Source organism: Micrococcus flavus (assembly GCF_014204815.1).
In the GTDB taxonomy this organism is placed as follows: domain Bacteria; phylum Actinomycetota; class Actinomycetes; order Actinomycetales; family Micrococcaceae; genus Micrococcus; species Micrococcus flavus.
The window spans coordinates 251,176-270,097 of the sequence record NZ_JACHMC010000001.1 but is presented as its reverse complement, the minus strand read 5'-3'; the positions used below and the strand labels follow the sequence as shown (position 1 = coordinate 270,097).

Genomic DNA, 18,922 nt, shown 5'->3' with positions numbered 1-18,922 from the left:
CCATGACCCCTCCCCCGCCCCGTGGCCGCCTGAGCGCGGAGGACGTGGTGGACGCCGCCGTCGCGATCCTGCAGGACTTCGGCATGGGGGACCTCTCGATGCGCCGCGTCGCCGCGGTGCTGGGCGTGCAGGCCTCCGCGCTGTACTGGCACGTGCCGGACAAGCAGACGCTGCTGGCCCGGGTGGCGGACCGGATCGTGGCGGAGATCGAGCACGCCGTCGCCGCACGCGCCGGGACCGCCGGCGGGGGCGCGGACCTGGAGGCGGTGGCGGAGGCCGCCGAGGAGGTGCTGCTGCGCCACCGCGACGGCGCCGAGGTCCTCACCACGGCCCTCGCCCTGGGCCTGGGCGGGCTGGGCCTGCACCGGCTGCTGACCGCCGCCGCGCCCACGCCGGCGGAGGGCGAACGGGCCCTGGCGCTGGTGCTGGGCACCGTGTCCCTGCGGCAGCAGCGCGCGCAGGCCGAGGCCCTCGGCGTGGCCACCGGCCCGGACGTCCAGCGCCGACGTGCGGGCGTTCTCTGACCGGCGGCCGGGAATCCACAGACCCTCAGCCCTGCCCTGAGCGGAGTCGGCTCACTAGGGTGTAGCCGACATCGGGTGCCGTGCCGGTGATCGACCCGCCGGCCGGGACCCACCGACCAACGCATCGCCCCGGACCCGGCTCACATGTCCGGGGCGATTCCGCACAGACCGCCGGTGGAGACATGGGAGCACTCAGCAATCATCCTCGGGAGGGGCAGGTGAGGTCCCTCCACTTCGACGTCGACGCCTCGACCCCCGACGATCTGCTGGACGCGCTCTGGGCCTTCACCGGCCCGGGCGCCCAGCTCATGGGCACGCCGACCCCCGACGGTGCCTTCGTGGACCCGGACCGGCCCACGGACCAGTCGCTCCAGGACCGCAGCGGCAGCCATCTGCCCGGCAGCCACGCCCTCCGGACCTCCCTCTCCGCGCAGGCCGCGGCCCGTACGGCGGGGCGACCCGCCGCACGGCCCGGGGCACACGCGGGCTCCTCGGCCCTGATCCGTCACCCCTCCCGCCACGCGGGCGGGCTCGTGAGGCTGCCCGCCGTGGACCTCACGGCCACGCCCTGGTCCCCCGCCGGCTTCCTGGAGCCCGCGCCGCCCCTGCCCGCACTGCCCCGACCGGCGGGGCCCCGCCCGGCGCCGCCGCGGATGCGCGTGCGCACCGACGGCGTCCGCGTGGTGGCCCGGCCCCTCGCGATGCTCCCCGGCGTGGACCACGGCCGCGCGCTGCGCGTGGACCTGCACCCGGTGCAGGACGGGATCGTGTTCGTGGCCCGCCACCTGGAGCTGCGCGAGCTCGGCGACGACGTCAAGGGCACGGTCCTGACCGGTGTGGTCCCCGTGACCCAGCTGGACCGGTTCTGGGCCACCGTGGCCGAGGACCTGCCCGCCGGGCGGCCCGTGATCGTGCGCCTGCGCACGGACTCGGACGCCGAGCTGCTCTCCCTCCTGCGGGCGCTCGCACCCCCGGAGCTGCACGTGGTCTCCTACCGGCTCGACGAGTCCCCCGTGGGCTCCCAGCGCTCGAGCTACCTGCTCCCGGACGTGGACGCCGCCGCCGTGGCCGCCTCGGGCGCGGTCCGCGCCTCGCTCGAGGCCCTGCGCGCCGAGCAGCAGGTCGCCGAGGACGCCACCCGCGCGGGCCGCGTGCTGCTCGCCCGCCGCCGCGTGGAGCGCCACCTGCGGCGCACGGCGCCGCAGCTCATGCACAGCCTGTCCTTCTCCGACCCCGCCGAGGTGCGCCACGTGTACGTGGACGGCTCGGTGCTGCGCGGCACCCGCACCGGCGGCGCCGCGGCCGTGACGCCCTCCGGTCCGTGGGCCGCGCACGCCCTGCCCGGCGTCACCCTGCCGCTCGAGGCGGAGCTCGAGGCGCTGGCCCTGGGCCACCTGCTCGCCGCCTGGTCCGGGCACCCGGACGAGCGCGTCGTCATCCATTCGGACTCCCGCGCCGCCCTGGCCCTGCTGCGGGACGCCCATCGCGAGCGCCTCACCCTCGGCGACGCCCGCGGCGAGCGCATCCGCCGCGCGCTGCGCCGCCTGCTGGCCGCCATCGACCTCGCCGAGACGGCGGGCGTCGAGGTGAGCACGGTGTGGGTCAAGGGCCACGCCGGCACCCGGGGCAACGAGCTCGCCGACGACGTCGCCCGCTCGGCCGCCCGCAACACGGCCGCCGGGGTGGAGCCGGAGGACCTGCGCCGGCGGATCGGCCACCTCGTGGAGCTGTGGGAGACCACGCTGGGTCGCGACCTCGCCGAGGATGCGGACGACCCCGTGCGCTGACCGTCCTGTCAACCCCTAAGCTTCTCCCCATGGAAGCTCTCACCGACGCCATCAGCGCGTTCAACAACTGGTACTGGTACGTGGTGATGGCGCTGCTCGCCGTCGCGGGCGTGTGGTTCACCATCCGCACCGTGGGCGTGCAGGTGCGCATGCTCCCGGAGATGCTGCGCTCCGTGGTGGCGAAGGGACCCGAGACCGGCGCCGACGACGGCGTCTCCCCCTTCCGCGCCTTCACCATCTCCGCGGCCTCCCGCGTGGGCACCGGCAACGTGGCGGGCGTGGCGATCGCCATCGTGCTGGGCGGGCCGGGCGCGGTGTTCTGGATGTGGGTCATGGCGCTCATCGGCGGCGCCACCGCGTTCGTGGAGTCCACCCTCGCCCAGCTGTACAAGCGCAAGGGCAGGGACGGGTTCTACGGCGGCCCGGCGTACTACATCCGTGACGGGCTGGGCCAGAAGTGGCTGGCGGCCCTGTTCGCCGTCGCGATCACGGTGACCTACGGGTTCGTGTTCAACGCCGTGCAGTCCAACTCGATCTCGGAGTCCGTGCAGGCCAACTGGGGCACCTCCACCACCACCGCGTGGATCGTGGGCGTGGGCCTGGCCGTGCTGACCGCCCTGGTGATCTTCGGCGGCGTGCGTCGCCTGTCCGCGGTGACCAACGTGATCGTGCCGATCATGGCCGTGGCCTACATCGTCGTGGCCCTGATCGTGGTGGCCGTGAACATCACCGAGGTCCCGGCGATGCTCGGGCTGATCGTGGGTCATGCCCTCGGCTTCGAGCAGGTGGCGGGTGCCGCCGTCGGCATGGCGATGGTGATGCAGGGCGTGCGCCGCGGCATGTTCTCCAACGAGGCCGGCATGGGCTCGGCCCCGAACGCGGCCGCCGCGGCCGCCGTGTCCCACCCCGCCAAGCAGGGCTTCGTGCAGTCGCTCGGCGTGTACTTCGACACGCTGCTGGTGTGCACCGCCACCGCGTTCATCGTGCTGCTCTCCGAGCCGACGTTCGGCGACAAGGAGGCCCTCGGCATGGCGGTCACCCAGGGCGCCCTGCAGCAGGCCGTGGGCGCGTGGGCCGGCCCCTTCCTCACCGTGGTGATCTTCTTCCTGGCGTGGTCCTCCGTGCTGGGCAACACCTACTACGGCGAGGCGAACATCCAGTACCTGGCCGGGGACCGGGCGCCGGCGTTCATCACGGCGTTCCGCGTGCTCGTGCTGCTGTGCGTGGTGGGCGGCGCCCTGGGCACCGTGAACCTCGTGTGGAACCTCGCGGACACCTTCGCCGCCCTGATGGCCACCATCAACCTCGTGGCGATCATCCCGCTGGGCGGGCTCGCCGTGAAGCTGCTCAAGGACTACGAGCGCAAGCTCAAGGCCGGTGAGGACCCGCGCTTCCGCGTGTCCGACCTGCCCGAGGCCAAGAACGTGCCCCTGTGGCAGGACGGCGAGACCGAGCTGATGCGCACGGTGCCGGGCTACGGCGCCGGCTCCCCCGAGGAGCTGCACCGGCCGGGCCTCCCCCTGCGCCGGCCCCGCGGCGGATCCGGCTCGTCCGCCCGCTGACGGCACGGGCGCGCCCCCGCCCTGGACTGTGACGGGTGCCCGCGGGCTACCGTGGACGCACTGCGCGCGGCGAAGGGCGGCGCGCACTCGAGAAGGAGCATGACCATGGGTCTGAAGAACGATCTCCTCCGCGCCCTGCGCAGCCAGTCCACCGGCGGCCGGAGCTACGGCCAGTCCTCCCGCGGCCGCGGCGGATACGTCAGCGCCGGCCGGTCCGGCGGCCTGGGCGGCATGCTCGGCGGCCTGCTCTCCGGCGGCAACGCCCGGGCTGGCCGCGGCGCCCGCTTCGGCACCGGCACCGCCTACGGCCGTCCGTCCGTCAACGCCCGCCGCTCCGGCGGCCGCGACATGCTGATGCGCGAGGGCATGCGCCTGCTGCAGCGCCAGCTCGGCCGCCGCCGCTGAGCGCCCCCGGCGGGTCCACGGACCCGCCTCGGGGCCAGCGCCCCGGACACCACGACGCCGGCCCGTCTCCTCCCGGAGGCGGGCCGGCGTCGTCGTGTGCCGGGGCGTGTCGCGGCGGCCCGTCCGGCAGGTCAGAGACCGGCGAGCATGTCCTCCATCTGCGCGATCTCCTCCTCCTGGGCGGCGATCACGTCCTCGGCGAGGGCGCGCGCCTGGGGGTTCTCACCGTCCTCCAGCTCGGTCTGGGCCATGTCCACGGCGCCCCGGTGGTGCTCGACCATGCCCTCGAGGAAGAGGCGGGCGGCCTCGGGGCCGTCGGCGTCGCGCAGGTCCTGCAGCTGCTCTTCCGTCAGCATCCCGGCCATGCCGCCGTGGCCGGAGTGGTCCATGTGCTGGGCGTCGGTGACGCCCCACGCGGCGAGCATGTCCTGCATGCGCGTGATCTCGGGGGCCTGCGCGGCCTCGATCCGCTGGGCCAGGGCGCGCACGTCCTCCGGGACGCCCTCCTTGTCCAGAACGATCCGGCTCATCTCGAGGGCCTGCTCGTGGTGCGGGACCATCATCTGCGCGAACATCACGTCCGCGAGCCCGTGCTCCTCGGAGATCGCCTCGGCCGCGGCCGTGGAGGACGCCTCGGACGGGGCCGCAGACGACGCCGAGCCGTCCCGCGCGCCGCCGGTGGGGGCGGAGCCGGTGGTGGTCGGGTCCGTGGTCGGGGCCGCCGTCGAGGGCTCGGTGCCCGCGGAGGAGGCGGCGGCGTCCGCGCGGGCGGCCGGGGTGTCGTCCGTGTCTGTGGTGCCGCAGCCGGTCACGGTCAGGGCGGCGGCGAGGGTCAGACCCGTCAGGGCGAGGGGGGTGCGGTGCATGCCGGGGGTTCCTTCCGTCGGTCGGCCCCGGGGCGGGGCCGCTTGATCAGCAGGGTAGGACGGACCGCTGACAGGACGCCGGGAAGGGGATGCCCGCACCGCAGCGTCCGGTGGCAGGCGCCCGCCTGCTCAGGACCCGGTGAAGCGCGAGAGCCAGGCGAAGCGGCCGCGGGTGCGGTGCGCGTACAGGGCGAACGCCACGATCAGGGCCCCGAGCGTGCCGACGATCATGTCCGTCATGGTGTCCGTGTTGCCCTTCTGCGTCTGCGCGCCGAGCGCCTGGTCGGCGGTGAACTCGGCGATCTCCCACGCCAGGGCCACGAGCGAGTGCAGGGCCATCACGAGGAGCGCCTCGAGCCCGGGCGGCAGGACCAGCCCACGGCGCGCGGCCGCGACGCCCAGCAGGAAGACGCACCCGAGCGCGATCGGCACGCCGGAGTAGAAGTGCACGAGGGCATCCCACCACGGCCAGGCGTCGTAGCCGCCGAGCGCGGCACCCACCCACGGGGCGGCGAGCAGCAGGGCCGCGTACATCGCGTGCAGCGCGGTGGGCAGGCGGACCCGGTGGGCGCGTTCGAGGGCGATCGGCACGGGGACCACCGTGACGATCTGCAGGCTGAGGCCGGCCGCCTCGCGGTGTCCCTGGGCGGCGAGGACGGCGGCTCCAGCCAGGAGGACGACGGCCGCGAGGATCAGGGGCGAGCGCCGGACGAGGGCCCGCTGGCGGGAGCCGGGGTCGGGGCGGGCGTCGGGGTGGGTGTCGAGGTGCGGTGTCATGGCGGGGGGCTCAGGCGGACGGCGGGACGGCATCGGGCACCAGCTCATAGACGAAGGCGGGGCAAACGGCGTCGTCGTCCTCCAGGGCGACGACGGCGGGCACCCGCCGGTAGCCGGCGCCCTCGAAGGCGTCGAGGCGGTCCCAGTGGTCCGGGAGGTCGGCGGACACGAGCACCTGGGCGGGGACGTCGGTGGTCGCGTGCGCGGGCGCGGCGCCGGCGAGGACGACGCCTGGGTAGCCGGTGGCCGCACCGGTGCCGCTGGCGTGGAGCGTGCCGCGGAGGGTGCCGGGGATCCAGGTGCCGCGCACACCGTCCATGACGTGCGCGTTCGAGCGGCCGGGCGCCAGGGTGCCGTACGCGGCGAGGGCGTGGGGGGCGAGGACCTCGCTGGCGAGGCGGGCGACGGTGCGGGCCAGGCGGACGTCGCGGGAGGTGAGGGCGCGGACGTCGTGGCTGTGCATGCCCACGGTGAGCCGGCCGTAGGAGACGGTCAGGTCCGGGTGGTGGTCGGCGGCCTCGGCGGCCTCCCCGATCCGGTTCGCCAGGGCCAGGGCCGTGGCGAAGTCGTCGGTGGCGTAGGTGATGGTGAGCTCGGGTGGGGTGGTGCCGGCGGGTGTCGACGACGGCGTGACGCGCCAGCCAGCGAGCTCCGGCACCGGCGTGAGGGCCGCGGCGAGCTCGGCCGGGTCGATCGCGGCATGCGGCGGGAGGGCGGCGAGGTGCTCCAGGGCTGGCGTCATGGAGCCATGATGCCCGGTCGCGCACACCCGTGGAGTCGGCAGCCGGCGTCGTTCGGCACGGTCAGACGCCCAACCCCGGGTCCGGCGGGGTGCCGTAGGTGCGCAGGGCCGCCCCGTAGGGCAGCGGGAGGCCGTGGCCCTGTGCCCAGCTGACGAGGACCTCGATGGTCTCGGCGGCGGTGAGCTCCTGCAAGAACTGGACGAGGTCCTGAGGGTCGTTGGCGGCCTCGTCCGCGGCCCGGCCCCGGCCGATCCGCCAGTTGTAGGCCCCGCGCCCCTCGAACCGCTTCGCGATCTCCACCATGAAGAGCCCGTCGCCCAGCAGCATGATCTGCGCGTACCGGGTGGGCGGCTCGTCCTCGAGGATCAGCTTGTCCCGCGGGTCGGTGAGGGCGTGCACCAGGTCCGCGATCTGGGCGGCGCTCTCCAGCCGGTGCCAGTCCGGGTCCACCTCCCCGCGGACCGTGGCGGACCACCAGAGGTCGGTCGCGGGGGCGGGCGAGGCCATCCACTCGACGGCCTCACGGGGCGGCTCGAGGAGCTCGACGGTGCCGGCGGTCCGGTCCGTGTCGACGGCGTCGGGGATGTTGCTGCGCGTGCTCAGCGGAACATCTTCAGGACGTCGCCGAGGCCGAACGTGGTGCGCCGGTAGACCGCGTTGTAGGCGGCGCGCTTCGGATCGCGCAGCCAGCCCATCCCCTTGCGGCCGTAGCCGGGGATGACCTTGCGCTTGATCGCACGCTTGGCGCGGCCCGTGGTGCGGGCCTTGAGGGACTTCCTGAGGGAGGGCTTCCGGAATCCGATCTTCATGGTGGGGAGGCTAGTGGGTGGGGTGGACGGAATAACGACTGCGATGCCTCGTCAGGACCTGCCCCCCGGCAGGGCCGTCAGGTAGTCGTGTCGCGCTTCTGGACCGTGTGCAGGAACCACTCCAGCGCGTCGAGGAACGCCTCCTGCGCGGCGGCTGGCTGGAGGATCTCCGGTTTGATGGTCGGGCGACGGCGGAGAGCGTCCGGGCCGAACTCCACGCCAGGGACGAGGTTCAGGCGCTCCCGGAACTCGTCGAGAAGCGATTCATCGGTGAACGGAGCCCACTTCGCGAGGTGGTAGAAGACGACCTCGACGCCGTACGTCGGGTACAGGATCACGGGCCAGATGTTGCGGTCCGACGTGCGCGGGACGACCAAGAAACAACCGCCGGCGGCATTGTCCGCGAATTCCGCCCGGCCACCGCGCTCGACCCAGCCTCGTTGGACCTCGATCAGTGCGCGGGCCGATTCGGGATCGTTGTGGTCGTACAGTCGGTCGACTCAGCGGTCCCGCAGCGCAGGGTCGTTGCCCGGGGCGGCGAGCGACCGAGGATCGGTCAGGTCGACGTCGACGTCGATGAGCTCGGCGAGCTGCTCCGCCAGCAGCCGCTGGCCGCCGTCGGCATGTCCGTCCTCGGAGAAGCGCACCCCTTCGGCGGCGAGGACGTCGTGCGGGTCATCCGTGCGTTCTGGGTCCGTCCACCGGAAGGACGGCGACACGGTGCCTCCTGCCTGGAGCACACGATGAGCGTGCGGCAGCGCCGTGCGCGCGTGGTAGGTCCCCACGGGGACCGGGTGGCTGCCGATCAGCCGTGCCAGTTCGCCGTAGGAGGTCCACGATCCATCGGGAATGGCCGCGACGGCATCCGTCAGCGTCTGCCAGGCCGTGTGAGCGACTCCGGAGGCGGCCTCCGCGGAGGGACCCGGCCAGATGCCGACGATCCGGTCCGCGAGCCGCTCGGCGCGGGCACGGATCTGCCCCGGACCCCAGACGAGTTCGGCGGCGATCTCCTGGTTCATGCGGATGCCGCTCTTGGCCAGCTCCGCACGCTTGACGGCGAATGGCCCGTTGCTCAGCTCGCTGTTGTATCCGGTGAGGGTGAGGTTGCCCAAGGTGTGCAGGAGCTCGGTGTGCACCTCTCGAAGGTCCTGGTGCGCCGCGAGCTGGTCGGCCAGAGCGCGCTCCCACTCCTCCGTGAGGGTCTGCGGCATGACGTGCTCGATGGTCGCGCTGTCGAGGTCCACCGGCTCCTTGCTGCCGTAGGACTCCTCGATCCACCGGAGGATCAGCTTCCGGTGGGCTGCCCGGCCCGTGGTGTAGAAGGGTGCCGTCATCACGGCCTGGCGGATCTGATCGTCGGAGGCGAAGTGCTTCCGTCCGCTGGAGAGGAAGCGCTGCAGGGCATCCGCCGGATCGTCCTGACCTTGGATGTCCGCCGTCGCCGCGAGCAAGGTGGTGTTGAGACCGTCGGAGTAGCGGCCGAAGACGAGGCGTCGGACCAGGTACGACTCGAGGTAGAGGAGCGCACGGGCCAGTTCGTCCGAGTCGATGTCCCCCAACGACCGGCGCTCCATCAGGTGCAGTGTGATCGGGAACGTCGTCGTCGTGCGCCAGGCGCGCAGGCGTGCCAAGCGGAAGCGCACTGCGTCGTCCTTCTCCTTCTCCGGGCGGAGCATGACGTCGTAGAGACGCCCCAACGCCAGGAACCGCTCGACTTCGTCCCTGACCTGCGACTCGTCCTGCAGGTCACGCATGCGACGCTGCTGCCCCGCGTAGATCTCCGTCTGGCGGACCTTGGGATCCTGTTGCACCAGGTCAAGCCAGAACAGGGTCTCCAGTTCCTCATTGGAGAGCAGGTTCTGCAACGGGAGCCACAGGGTGGTGTAGACCTCATCCGCCCGTGTGGGCAGCTGCATGAACAGGTAGTTCCTGAGCAGGTCGCCCTGGGTGAGCTTGAGGCCGGTGTTGTTCAGCGACTCGAAGATGCGGTGGGCGTTGTCATTCTCCCCGGTGGTCACGGACACGATCGACAGGCCGGCGACGACGGCGGACTCGACCTCCGCCACGGTCAGCGGCGCCTCTTCACCGTCGGCAGGGGGATGGCTCAACTCGACCAGCTTCGTCCGGAAGAACTGGTGGGCTTCGCTGATCCTGGAGCCTTCGGCAGCGTCCGGGGCGTGCTCGATCCGTCCGCGGTAGGCGCCGCGGTCGGCCTGGGTGGGCAGGACCTTGTAGCGGAGATGGCCGTCCTCCCACTTGTTGACCAGGTACTTCTCGTTGACCCGATCGGCGTGCATGGGGCCTTCGTGCTCAGCCCGGTGGTCTCGGACAGCGGCGAGGAGGAGCGTCAGCGTCGTCAGCCGCTGCTGCCCGTCCACCACGAGCCACCGCTGGACGCCACCGGGCCCGTTGTCCCGGAAGCCGGCGAGAACGAGGGAGCCGAGGAAGTGGGTCGCCGAAGGGTTGTCCCGCCGATGGTCGGCGACGTCCACGACGTCCTCCCACAGGCGCTGCCACTGCGGGCGGCCCCAGGAGTACGTCCGCTGGTAGAGCGGGACCGTGTACTGGTAGGAGCCCCCGAGGAGTTCCTGAAGGGTGACTTCACGCGCGGCGACCATGGGACGAGCCTAACGAGGGCTCTGAGGCCAGGTCGTCCAGAGGTGTCAGGGCCGCTTGCCCTGCCACTCTTGGATCACCCGCCGCATGCTGTTCCCGTGCTCCTTGATCTGGGAGACGTCCCAGTCGCCCTCGGCGTGAAGGATGCCGGCCATGAGCTGGAACTTCAGGCTCTGTTCGTCCGAGGAGTACTGCTTCACCTTCGAGACGGGCATCAGGTTGTTCCGCTGAGAATTCTCGCGTCGGCCCATGATGCACAGGTTCCCGAAACGGTTGACGTCCTCCGCGGTCAAGGCCTCCTGCTCCTCACCCGGGACCACGGGGTAGAAGTGCTCCACCGAGGTTCGGTATCGGAACCGGAAGCCGTCGGCGCGCCGGCGGAGCACCTCCTGTTCGACATCGCTGAGGGGCTCCCGCAGATGCTCCCGTTCCATGGACGATGTCCGGCCGGCGTCCCAGAGGATGTAGTCCAGGGCGTTGAAGACGAAGTTGGGGACGTTGACGCCGGCATCCCAGGTCTTGTCCGCCTCGTAGGCACCGAGGCGCTCCCGCGCCAGATCTTCCAGCATGAGCTGAAACGCCACACCGTCCACACCATCCACCGGCTGCGCATCCAGCCATCGCAGGATGCGGTACAGGAAGTACTTGGACGTGCGGCGCGTGTCGGTGACCTGGAACATGGCCTGAAGGTTCCGGACGGCGTCCTGGACCTGCGGATCCTGGAAGGTGTTCTTCACACCCAGCCGTCGGCGGGGAGAGCGCTCGCCGGCCTCCGTCTCGAGCTTCTGAGCTCGACTGAGCACCCAGTTCTCCTCGTCCGCCTGTGTTCCCGTCGTCGCCAGAGTCCTGATCACATAGGTGTCCAGCAGAAGGCGCATGCGGAGCAGCGTGACGAGGAAGCGCTGAGACCAGGCCGCGTCGGCCTGGCCGTGCTGGGCGAACTGCTCCAGCAGGGAGCCGTCCTCGAGTCGCACGGCCCCCGTTGAGTCCTGGCCCCACCGCGGCAGGCCGGGCTCGGCCCCCGCACCCTTCTCCTGCATCACGCGCAGCACATGCAGCAGCAGGTTCGGGAAGTCGACGATGGTCCCGTAGGCGCCGGTATCGGCGTCGTCCTGGCGCTGGTCGGACGAGGGCCCGGACTCCACGGCGGTCTGCCCGGCGGCCAGCAGAGGCCCCATGATGGTGCGGGCGCCCGACGCCGTCGCGGTCTGGCTCGGCGCGAGAGCTGCCCGCAGCGACGCGAAATCCCGTGTGAGGAGGGCCGACCAGGACCCTCCGAAGACGGCGTCTCTTGCCGCCTCACCGCCATCCTTCGGCCGCTCCGTCGAGAACTGGAGCTGGATGTGGCGGTCCAGGACGGCGCAGGAGTCCCAGACGTGCGCGAACACCTTCCGGTCCGTGGCGTCCTGGAGAGGCCGCATCAATGTGGCCTTGAGGATCTCGTGCTTGGCGAGCTGCTCACCGCGGGTGTTCATCACCTCGAAATAGTGGTTGAGGTCCGTGCCCTTCGGAAGTTCGGTGCGCAGCAACCGGACATGCTTCCAGAGGTACGCGAGGTCGTCGCCGTCGAACATCACCTCCTGATCGTCTGCCGGGGTTTGCCGGTCCATGGCCCGCCGGCAGGCCGCAGCGATCGTCTCGACGGCCACCCCGATGGCGTCCACCTGGAACGACGTCCCGGCGGGGGCGCCCCGACGGCGGAGGGTCGCGAGGTCCTCCCCGGCCTCGGGGCGCCCTTCGTAATCCAGGACGGCCAACGCCCGGGGGTCGAGGACACCGGCACGGATGACACGCTCCGCGACGGCCGCCAGCACCGTCAACGTGGTCAGGCGCTGCTGCCCGTCGACCACCTCGTCCATCGGCACGCCCTCAGGAGTCGTGGCTCGGTTCACCACCAGCGCGCCGAGGTAGTAGTCGGACGAGGCTCCTTGCGTATCCGGTTTCTCCGAGCGGAGGCGAGCGCGGCGCACGTCCGCGAGCAGTGTCGAGATCTCAACCTGCGTCCAGGCGTAGGCCCGCTGGTAGACCGGCACCCGGTAGTGCCGGGCGGCGGTGAAGACCTCCTCGATCGTCAGCGCCTCAGGCGCGTGCTTCTCAGTCTGCATCGTGGGCTTCCTCCGTGTCCGAGTAGAGACGCTCCACCGGGGAGGCCTCGTCCACGTACGGCCCGGGGAGGGCCGCCACGCGCCCGGTGACGGCGGCGGGGTCCAGGCTGCTCCTCATCAGGCGGAACAGGTTGACCCGGTCCTCCAGGTCCGGCGCCCCGTGCTGGCCCAGCGCGTGAAGTTCCACGGAGCGCGGGTAGACCCGCGTCAACCGTGTTCTCAATGCGAAGGCATGCCGTGCGAGCACGAGAGCGGCGCGCTCGATGTCGTGGTCGCCGAACCGGTCCGCGTAGGCCAGCAGCAGCGCTCCGTAGAGCTCCTGTGTGTAGCGGTAGCCAGCGCCGGTACCGGTGGCCCGGACGAGCCGGGTGATCGTCTGGAATCGCCTGTTCTCCCTCCCACGACGGGCGTCGTCCCCGGCGGTCTGCTCCGCGTCCGTCGCGGAGACGCCGAGGGCCCTCGCGAGCCGGGTGTAGTGATGCACCAGGCGGAAGAACATCTCGCCGTCGATGACAGGCTGGGTCAGCTGGAACGGGAACTCCAGCGGAGGAAGGGCACCGTGCGCGATCAGCGCGGCGTTGCGTCCGTTGTAGTCGTCCACGTGGGCCTTGGCCATGAGAAGCCCGTGCGCCCAGGGCAGTCGTCCGAGGCCCGTCGGCCCCGCGGAGATCCCCTTGAACGCTCCGATCCGGGACGCGGTGAAGCCGTCGCGCGGCAGGGACTCACCGGCGCTCCAGCGGAGGATCGGATAGAGCAGACGCGAGAAGAGATGGTGGATCTCGAACGGCGGGGTAGCTTCCCACTCCCGCACGGCCGCGAGGATCGCCGCCCGGTCCGATGTGGCCTCACCATAGGCGCGGAGGTGGTATGCCTTCAGTAGGTCGGTGGGCAGGAGCGCCCGGCCGCGGGTGTTCTGCGAGTCGAACATCTGGAAGGCCGCGTCGAGGTCGCAGACGATCAGGCGCACCAGCGTGCAACGGTCCAGGAAGTAGTCCGCGAAGTCCTCGACCTCGGTGCTGTCCCAGGACCGGAACGTCTGCAGGATGAGGCGGTGGTTCTCGACGATGTGGCGCTCCGACACGTCCCGGCGGCCCGGCGGCAGCTCGATGGCCGCCGCGCGGTCCAGGGCCGCACGCTGGTGCTCGGCGCGCTCGGCGGTGTCGCCCAGGACCTCCTGCAGTGCGAGTGCGATCAGGGCGAAGGTCATGTACCGCTGCTGGCCGTCGACGATGTCCAGCCAGCCGTCCTCGACGTGAACGATCATGGTGCCGATCCGGTAGGACGCGGCCGCACGGAAACGACGAATGTCCTCGACGAGCTGCCCCGTGTTCGTCGTGGACCACGTATAGGGACGCTGATATTCGGGGACACGGAGACGCGGGTCACGCAGTGCGTCCGCGACGGTCATGACGTTCGCGGTCAACGACCCGGAGCGCCCCGTCCCCGGCCCTTGGGCGTCATTCTGGGCACCCCACGGATGGTCGACGGCGGCATCCGCGGCGGTCGAGTGCATCTCCATCAGGCGTCGTCCTCGATGGGTACCGTCTTGGCCGAGGCGGCCTCGACCTCGCCGAGGGTGCGCCCGTCCGGCGCCCGCCATGAGGACGGTCCGCTCATACTCCCGCCGGCCACGAATCCGGCCGCGGCCGAGGAGCTGGTGAAGGAGACGTCCTCGATCAGCACCCCATCAGCGCCGATGTGGCCGGCGAAGCGCTCGCGGCTCGCCCGGACACCCGCGGGCGCGCTGGGCCGCAGCCCCTCCATGAGACCACTGCCGCGCAGGACGACGAACCCGTCCGGCGTCGGGTGCCCCTGCGCACCCACGCCGTTGACCGTCATGGTGAACAGGGTGCGCTCCGGCACCGCCTCGGGCGCCTGGGTGGTCCGGCCCGCCGCGACCACGGCATGTGAGCCGTCAGCGCTCTCGAAGACGCGATGCCCCAGGGCACTGATCAGGATCTTGGCCTTGTCGGCGTACTCCTCCAGCTCCGCCTTCTTCTCCTCAGTGACGTTGCCCTGGGAGGGCGCCACCGCGTTGTCCACGGTGAAGCGCCCGGCCGTGGATGCAGCCTGGTGGAAGAAGTGCTCCAGGTAGGTCACCTCCGTGGGGCCGAAGGTGTCCCCGAGGGTGGAGAGGAGAATGGCCCGGTTCCAGAAGTCGTGCGCCTCTTTCCGGACGTGCTCCCGGATCCTGCCTACCATGCCGTTGCCGTTGGCCCGCCCGACAGCCTGCCCGACGTAGACGACGTCGTCGCCGGAATCGGCGTCCTGCCCCAGCAGCAGGTACACACCGGTGCCTTCGAACGCCTCGGGGTGCCCGTCCGCGTTGAGACTGGTGCGTGGCACGACGTAGACGAGGCCCGTCCAGTTGTCGAGGGTGCACTTCAGCCGACCGGTGGGTGCACCGTCCATCAAGAACACCTGGAGCGTCTTGGGGTGGGACATGTCAGTGCCTTCCTCGTGTCACTGTGGGGTCATCCGCTTGCCGGGGGGCTGGATACGTGGTGGCGGTGACCCCACCCCCCGTTTCTCGAACGAAAGCGTCCCGAGCGCCTTCCCTTTCCCGAACGAAAGCGTCCGGGGTGGCGTCGGTCTCGAGCTCCGCCCGCACCGCCAGCCACACGGCCCGGGCGAAGTCGGCGCGGATGGCCCGCTGCTCGTCGCCGTCGCGGTTGAGGAACTCACTCATCCCCGCCTGGTTCTGCACCAGCTCCCACATGGCCAGGGTGATGGCCGAGTCCACATCGCCGCCACCCACGAACTGCGCTTCCGTGTTGTCCATGGCCTGGCGGCGGATCTCCTCGCGCTCCTTCACCCGGCCCACGGTCCGTCGGCTGAGCGAGTCGGCTTCGACCAGGTCGAACCCGGCCCCCGCGAACGCCTCGTTGAGCCGCTGGATCACCTCGTCCAGCGGGCCGATCTTCTTCTGCCGCACCATCGCGCTGCCGGCCCCCTCGCTGGGCTGCAGCGCCTCGGTGCGGTCGATCCGCAGGTCCGCGGTCCCGACCTCGTCCTGCCGGATGCCCACCAGGCGCACGTCCGAGATGTCCACCACCTCGGCCCGCTCCCCCACGGAGGGCAGGTAGCGGTCCAGCGCCCGCAGGTAGTACGCGTGCCGCAGGTACTCCGTCCCGTGGAACCGGTACACCTGGGAGAGGAAGTCGTAGAGCTTCAGGTACGTCCGCACATCCTTGCGCTGGATGCGCAGCTCCTCCAGGCGCGGGCCGTCCTCACGCTGCTGCGCGTCCGCCACCTCCGCCAGGAACCGCGCGACCACCGGGTTCAGCAGCCCCTTGAGCCGCTGCTCGCCCTCGCCGGACACCATCGCGATCACGAACGCGTCCATCTCCTCGGGCGTGTACAGCCCGGAGCCGTCCAGCTTGACCATCACCTCGGCCAGCCGGGCCGGGTCGGTCACCTTCTCCAGTTCGGCGCCCTCGTAGTACGGGCGGAACGCGGCGAGGATGTCCTCCTCGGAGTTCACGAAGTCCAGCACGAACGTCTTGTGCTTGCCCGTCATGGTCCGGTTGAGCCGGCTGAGGGTCTGCACCGCCAGGACGCCGTCGAGCTTCTTGTCCACGTAGAGGGCGGACAGCTTGGGCTGGTCGAAGCCGGTCTGGTACTTGTTCGCCACGATCATCACGGCGTAGTCGTCCGTGTCCAGGGCGGCGGCCAGGTCCGCGGGTGCGCCGGGGTTGGCGCGGGCCTCGGTGACGGGGTCGACGCCGGGCGTGTCCGGGTCCCGCACCTCACCGGAGAACGCCACCAGGGTGTCGTAGCCCAGCTCGGGACGGCCGGCCAGGTAGGCGTCCATGGCTGTCTTGTACCGCAGGGCGGCCAGGCGGGAGTCGGTGACCACCATCGCCTTGGCCCGCCCCTTCAGCAGGTGGGCGACGTTCGCACGGAAGTGCTCCACGATGATCTCCACCTTCTGGCCGATCGTCTCCGGGTGGAGCTTCACCCAGCGGCGCAGCTGGCTGGCGGCGGCCTCCTGGTCCACCTCCTCGCCGGCCATGCCCTCGGGGAGCCGGCCACGGGCGTGGAACTCCTCGAGCTGCCCGGTCTCGCTGAGACGGGCGAGCTGGAAGGCGGTCTCATAGGTGGTGTAGTTCTGCAGCACGTCCAGGATGAAGCCCTCCTGGATGGCCTGCTTCATGGGGTAGCGGTGGAAGGAGACGGGGATCGGCTCCCCGTTCTCGTACCGCTGCTCCCCCGGCCGCCCGAACAGCTCCAGCGTCTTGGGCTTGGGCGTGGCGGTGAAGGCCAGGTAGCTGATGTTCGCGGCGGGGCCGGAGGCGCCTACCTCGGCGGCGAGCACGGCCTCCACGTCCACCTCGCCGCCGTCGTCCAGGTCGGCCTGTTCGGCGGGACTGAGCACGCGGCGCAGCTTGGCGGCGGCGGTGCCGGTCTGGGAGGAGTGGGCCTCGTCCGCCACGACGGCGTAGCGGCGCCCGGCCAGCGCGGGCTCGTCCTGGAGAGCCTGCAGCACGGACGGGAACGTCTGGAGGGTGACCACCAGGATGCGGTTGCCGCGCTGCAGGGTGTCCGCCACCAGCTGGGACTTGGAGGTGTGGCCGGCGGCGTGGACGGTGCGGTCGTTGACGGCGACGACGGTGCCCGGCGTCGTCTCGATGGCCAGGATGGCGCGCTGGAGCTGATCGTCCAGGACGGTGCGGTCGGTGACCACGATGACGGAGTCGAACTCCTTGACCCCACCGCGGTGCAGGCGCAGCAGCTGGTGGGCGGTCCAGGCGATGGTGTTGGTCTTGCCGGAGCCGGCGGAGTGCTCGATCAGGTACTTCTGCCCGGCCCCGCGCTCGGCGGCGTCCTCGAGGACGGCGGTGACGGCCTCCCACTGGTGGTAGCGGGGGAAGATGATCCGCCGGCTCACGGTGCGCTTGCCGGTGGCCGCGTCCGTGCGGGTCTTCTCCTCGGTGAACACGAACTTCTGGAGGATGCCGAGCCAGGCGTCCTTGTCCAGCACGCGCTGCCACAGGTAGGCGGTGTCCGAGCCGTCCGGGTTGGGCGGATTGCCGGCGCCGCCGTCGTGGCCGAGGTTGAAGGGCAGGAACGCGGTGCCCTGCCCGTCCAGCTGGGTGGCCATCATGACCTCGCGGTCCGAGACGGCGAAGTGCACCACGGCCCGGGTGCCGTGCCCGAACAGCGGCGTGGCCCGGTGGTTGCGGTCCCGGTACTGCTTCACCGCGTCCTGGGCGGTCTGGGTGAGGTCTGTCTTGAGCTCGAGGGTGGCGACGGGGATGCCGTTGACGAACAGCACGAGGTCCACGGACTCGCCGGAGGTGGGGTGGAAGTGCACCTGCTGCATGACGCGCACCCGCATGGCCGCGTACTGGCGGGCGGCCTCCGGGTTCTTCTCCGTGACCGGCTTCGGGTAGGCCAGGCGCACGGTGCCGCGCACCGGGTCCGTGAGTCCCCGGCGCAGGGTGGTGATGGTGCCCCCGACCTTCGGGTTCGGGTTGTCCAGCTGCGTGGTGAGAGTCCGCAGCAGGCGCTCGCGCTGGTTCTGCTGGGTGGCCGACGACGCCGTCGCGTCCACCAGCTGGGCCCACACCTCCGGCTGGGACTCGGCGACGAAGTCGTAGAGGTCCTGCGGATAGAGGGCGCGGACTCTGTCGTAGCCCTCGTCATTGGGCGAGTGAAGCCAGCCGTGGTCAGCGAGATGCTCGCAGATGGTCCGCTCGAAGGCGGCCTCCGGTAGCAGGTGCGGGGTGCTCATGCGGAGGACTCCTCTGCGGGGATCTCCAACTGGCCGGTGACGGCGGCGGTGATGAGGGCGGCCCGACGCTCCTGCGCGAGCTCGATGAACCGCTCCGCCTTGGCGATGAGGGCGTCGATCTTCGCGGTCTCACGGTCGAGCTGGTTGGCGATGGCGCGCTGCTCGGGGAGTGGCGGGGCTGGTACTTCCAAGTCACGGACGTCTCCGAGGCTCAACTGCACCTTGGTACCGCCATACGCGGCACCCGCGAATTGATCCTTCAAAGGCGAGGACTTCAGGGCGTAGGCCGCGAATCGCGAGACCCAGTGGCGACCGGCAAGACGCACGATGGCGACATGCTGACTGACCACGGCACCTGCATGAGCCTTGTCAATAAGACCCACAGAACCCAGGTCAGCCGTGATCGAAACGACGAGATCGCCCACTCGAGTAGAGGCGCGCTGCGCCTCCCCGGCGTCGGGTGTGTCCACGTAGCGAACAGATTGGTCACCCAACTTGATCGAGTCCCGCTGAATATCCGTGATGCGGATGAACCGTTGGCCCGAGCTAGCATAGAACTGAGCCCATCCGCGAGGACCGCTGGTCACAAGAGCAGCATCCCGCTTCAAAGGCAAAACCTCGGGTGAAGCCACCGCACTGTCAATTACGGCCTGTTTACGTGCCGTACCCAATTTTTTGACTTTGCGCTGCTTCTCGATCAGGGCGTCGATCGCGGCGGTCTCGCGGTCGAGGTAGTCCGCGATGCGCCGCTGCGTAGCAAGAGGCGGCACCGGCAGGTCCATGGCAGATAGCGTCTGGGGATCGAAAGACGTTGAACGCTCCCGAATGCCCTTAGCGAGCGAAGTCACATAACCTGCACGGGCGGCTTCTCGAAGCGCATAGGCGAAGTAGCGCGCATCTCCGTCACCAGCATCATAAAGATGGACAACCGGGCTAACTTTGCCATCGGAATCACTTACGCCGATCGCTCCAGCAAATCCGTCCATGGCAT

Annotated in this window: 16 protein-coding genes; 4 read left to right on the top strand and 12 right to left on the bottom strand. The window is 70.9% G+C overall.

Translation table 11 applies throughout. The annotated features are described in order from the left end of the window. Positions 1-2 precede the first annotated feature (2 nt). From BJ976_RS01340 to BJ976_RS01325, 4 genes are all read left to right on the top strand, one after another. Positions 3-524: a TetR family transcriptional regulator gene (locus BJ976_RS01340; RefSeq protein WP_135029265.1), complete on the top strand. Its 522-nt coding sequence runs from the start codon at positions 3-5 to the stop codon at positions 522-524. A gap of 218 nt (positions 525-742) precedes the next feature. Beyond that, the gene (locus BJ976_RS01335) at positions 743-2,311 is read left to right on the top strand and encodes an RNase H family protein (RefSeq protein ID WP_229667273.1); all 1,569 of its coding nucleotides are present in this window, start codon (positions 743-745) and stop codon (positions 2,309-2,311) included. 29 nt (positions 2,312-2,340) lie between these two features. Then, on the top strand, positions 2,341-3,873 hold the full coding sequence (locus BJ976_RS01330) for an alanine/glycine:cation symporter family protein (RefSeq protein WP_135029267.1): 1,533 nt from the start codon (positions 2,341-2,343) through the stop codon (positions 3,871-3,873). A gap of 105 nt (positions 3,874-3,978) precedes the next feature. After that, positions 3,979-4,278 carry a hypothetical protein gene (locus tag BJ976_RS01325; RefSeq protein WP_135029269.1) on the top strand — a complete coding sequence of 100 codons (300 nt, stop codon included), beginning with the start codon at positions 3,979-3,981 and terminating at the stop codon, positions 4,276-4,278. Between the two features lie 131 nt (positions 4,279-4,409). On the opposite strand, the gene BJ976_RS01320 is transcribed toward BJ976_RS01325, so the two are convergent. The 12 genes from BJ976_RS01320 to BJ976_RS01270 all read right to left on the bottom strand — a co-directional run bounded on the left by BJ976_RS01320 (position 4,410) and on the right by BJ976_RS01270 (position 18,917). Next, positions 4,410-5,144, bottom strand: a complete 735-nt coding sequence (locus BJ976_RS01320; protein ID WP_135029271.1) for a DUF305 domain-containing protein — start codon at positions 5,142-5,144, stop codon at positions 4,410-4,412. A gap of 129 nt (positions 5,145-5,273) precedes the next feature. Beyond that, positions 5,274-5,921 carry a DUF2238 domain-containing protein gene (locus tag BJ976_RS01315; RefSeq protein WP_135029273.1) on the bottom strand — a complete coding sequence of 216 codons (648 nt, stop codon included), beginning with the start codon at positions 5,919-5,921 and terminating at the stop codon, positions 5,274-5,276. A 10-nt stretch (positions 5,922-5,931) separates the two neighbouring features. Beyond that, positions 5,932-6,663, bottom strand: a complete 732-nt coding sequence (locus tag BJ976_RS11885) for a 4a-hydroxytetrahydrobiopterin dehydratase (protein WP_167736924.1) — start codon at positions 6,661-6,663, stop codon at positions 5,932-5,934. A 61-nt stretch (positions 6,664-6,724) separates the two neighbouring features. Continuing rightward, positions 6,725-7,171, bottom strand: coding sequence for a hypothetical protein (locus BJ976_RS01305; RefSeq protein WP_135029275.1), 447 nt, complete (start codon positions 7,169-7,171; stop codon positions 6,725-6,727). A 92-nt stretch (positions 7,172-7,263) separates the two neighbouring features. Next, positions 7,264-7,473: a hypothetical protein gene (locus BJ976_RS01300; protein ID WP_135029277.1), complete on the bottom strand. Its 210-nt coding sequence runs from the start codon at positions 7,471-7,473 to the stop codon at positions 7,264-7,266. Positions 7,474-7,550: 77 nt separating this feature from the next. Next, positions 7,551-7,811 (bottom strand): hypothetical protein, encoded by a 261-nt coding sequence (locus tag BJ976_RS11880; protein ID WP_209281002.1) that lies wholly within the window; start codon positions 7,809-7,811, stop codon positions 7,551-7,553. A gap of 162 nt (positions 7,812-7,973) precedes the next feature. After that, complete coding sequence (locus BJ976_RS01295) at positions 7,974-10,091, bottom strand: GmrSD restriction endonuclease domain-containing protein (protein ID WP_209281003.1); 2,118 nt, start codon at positions 10,089-10,091, stop codon at positions 7,974-7,976. Between the two features lie 45 nt (positions 10,092-10,136). Then, positions 10,137-12,194: a GmrSD restriction endonuclease domain-containing protein gene (locus tag BJ976_RS01290; protein WP_135029279.1), complete on the bottom strand. Its 2,058-nt coding sequence runs from the start codon at positions 12,192-12,194 to the stop codon at positions 10,137-10,139. Next, entirely contained in the window at positions 12,184-13,602 is a 1,419-nt protein-coding gene (locus tag BJ976_RS01285) for a DUF262 domain-containing protein (protein WP_184231800.1), read from the bottom strand. The genes BJ976_RS01290 and BJ976_RS01285 overlap by 11 nt, the downstream gene beginning before the upstream one ends. A 110-nt stretch (positions 13,603-13,712) precedes the next feature. Further along, positions 13,713-14,639: a GIY-YIG nuclease family protein gene (locus tag BJ976_RS01280; RefSeq protein WP_135029282.1), complete on the bottom strand. Its 927-nt coding sequence runs from the start codon at positions 14,637-14,639 to the stop codon at positions 13,713-13,715. Position 14,640: 1 nt separating this feature from the next. Beyond that, on the bottom strand, positions 14,641-17,931 hold the full coding sequence (locus tag BJ976_RS01275; protein WP_135029284.1) for a type I restriction endonuclease subunit R: 3,291 nt from the start codon (positions 17,929-17,931) through the stop codon (positions 14,641-14,643). Further along, complete coding sequence (locus BJ976_RS01270; RefSeq protein ID WP_135029286.1) at positions 17,928-18,917, bottom strand: restriction endonuclease subunit S; 990 nt, start codon at positions 18,915-18,917, stop codon at positions 17,928-17,930. Before BJ976_RS01270 ends, BJ976_RS01275 begins: the two co-directional genes overlap by 4 nt. Between the last annotated feature and the right edge of the window lie 5 nt (positions 18,918-18,922).

Bases quoted from the DNA above. Each gene is read 5' to 3' on its own strand.
- BJ976_RS01285 (WP_184231800.1), bottom strand. From the start codon at position 13,602: ATGACCGTCGCGGACGCACTGCGTGACCCGCGTCTCCGTGTCCCCGAA.
- BJ976_RS01290 (WP_135029279.1), bottom strand. From the start codon at position 12,194: ATGCAGACTGAGAAGCACGCGCCTGAGGCGCTGACGATCGAGGAGGTC.
- BJ976_RS01280 (WP_135029282.1), bottom strand. From the start codon at position 14,639: ATGTCCCACCCCAAGACGCTCCAGGTGTTCTTGATGGACGGTGCACCC.
- BJ976_RS01295 (WP_209281003.1), bottom strand. From the start codon at position 10,091: ATGGTCGCCGCGCGTGAAGTCACCCTTCAGGAACTCCTCGGGGGCTCC.
- BJ976_RS01275 (WP_135029284.1), bottom strand. From the start codon at position 17,931: ATGAGCACCCCGCACCTGCTACCGGAGGCCGCCTTCGAGCGGACCATC.
- BJ976_RS01315 (WP_135029273.1), bottom strand. From the start codon at position 5,921: ATGACACCGCACCTCGACACCCACCCCGACGCCCGCCCCGACCCCGGC.
- BJ976_RS01340 (WP_135029265.1), top strand. From the start codon at position 3: ATGACCCCTCCCCCGCCCCGTGGCCGCCTGAGCGCGGAGGACGTGGTG.
- BJ976_RS01305 (WP_135029275.1), bottom strand. From the start codon at position 7,171: ATGGCCTCGCCCGCCCCCGCGACCGACCTCTGGTGGTCCGCCACGGTC.
- BJ976_RS01325 (WP_135029269.1), top strand. From the start codon at position 3,979: ATGGGTCTGAAGAACGATCTCCTCCGCGCCCTGCGCAGCCAGTCCACC.
- BJ976_RS11885 (WP_167736924.1), bottom strand. From the start codon at position 6,663: ATGACGCCAGCCCTGGAGCACCTCGCCGCCCTCCCGCCGCATGCCGCG.
- BJ976_RS01270 (WP_135029286.1), bottom strand. From the start codon at position 18,917: ATGGACGGATTTGCTGGAGCGATCGGCGTAAGTGATTCCGATGGCAAA.
- BJ976_RS01300 (WP_135029277.1), bottom strand. From the start codon at position 7,473: ATGAAGATCGGATTCCGGAAGCCCTCCCTCAGGAAGTCCCTCAAGGCC.
- BJ976_RS01320 (WP_135029271.1), bottom strand. From the start codon at position 5,144: ATGCACCGCACCCCCCTCGCCCTGACGGGTCTGACCCTCGCCGCCGCC.
- BJ976_RS01330 (WP_135029267.1), top strand. From the start codon at position 2,341: ATGGAAGCTCTCACCGACGCCATCAGCGCGTTCAACAACTGGTACTGG.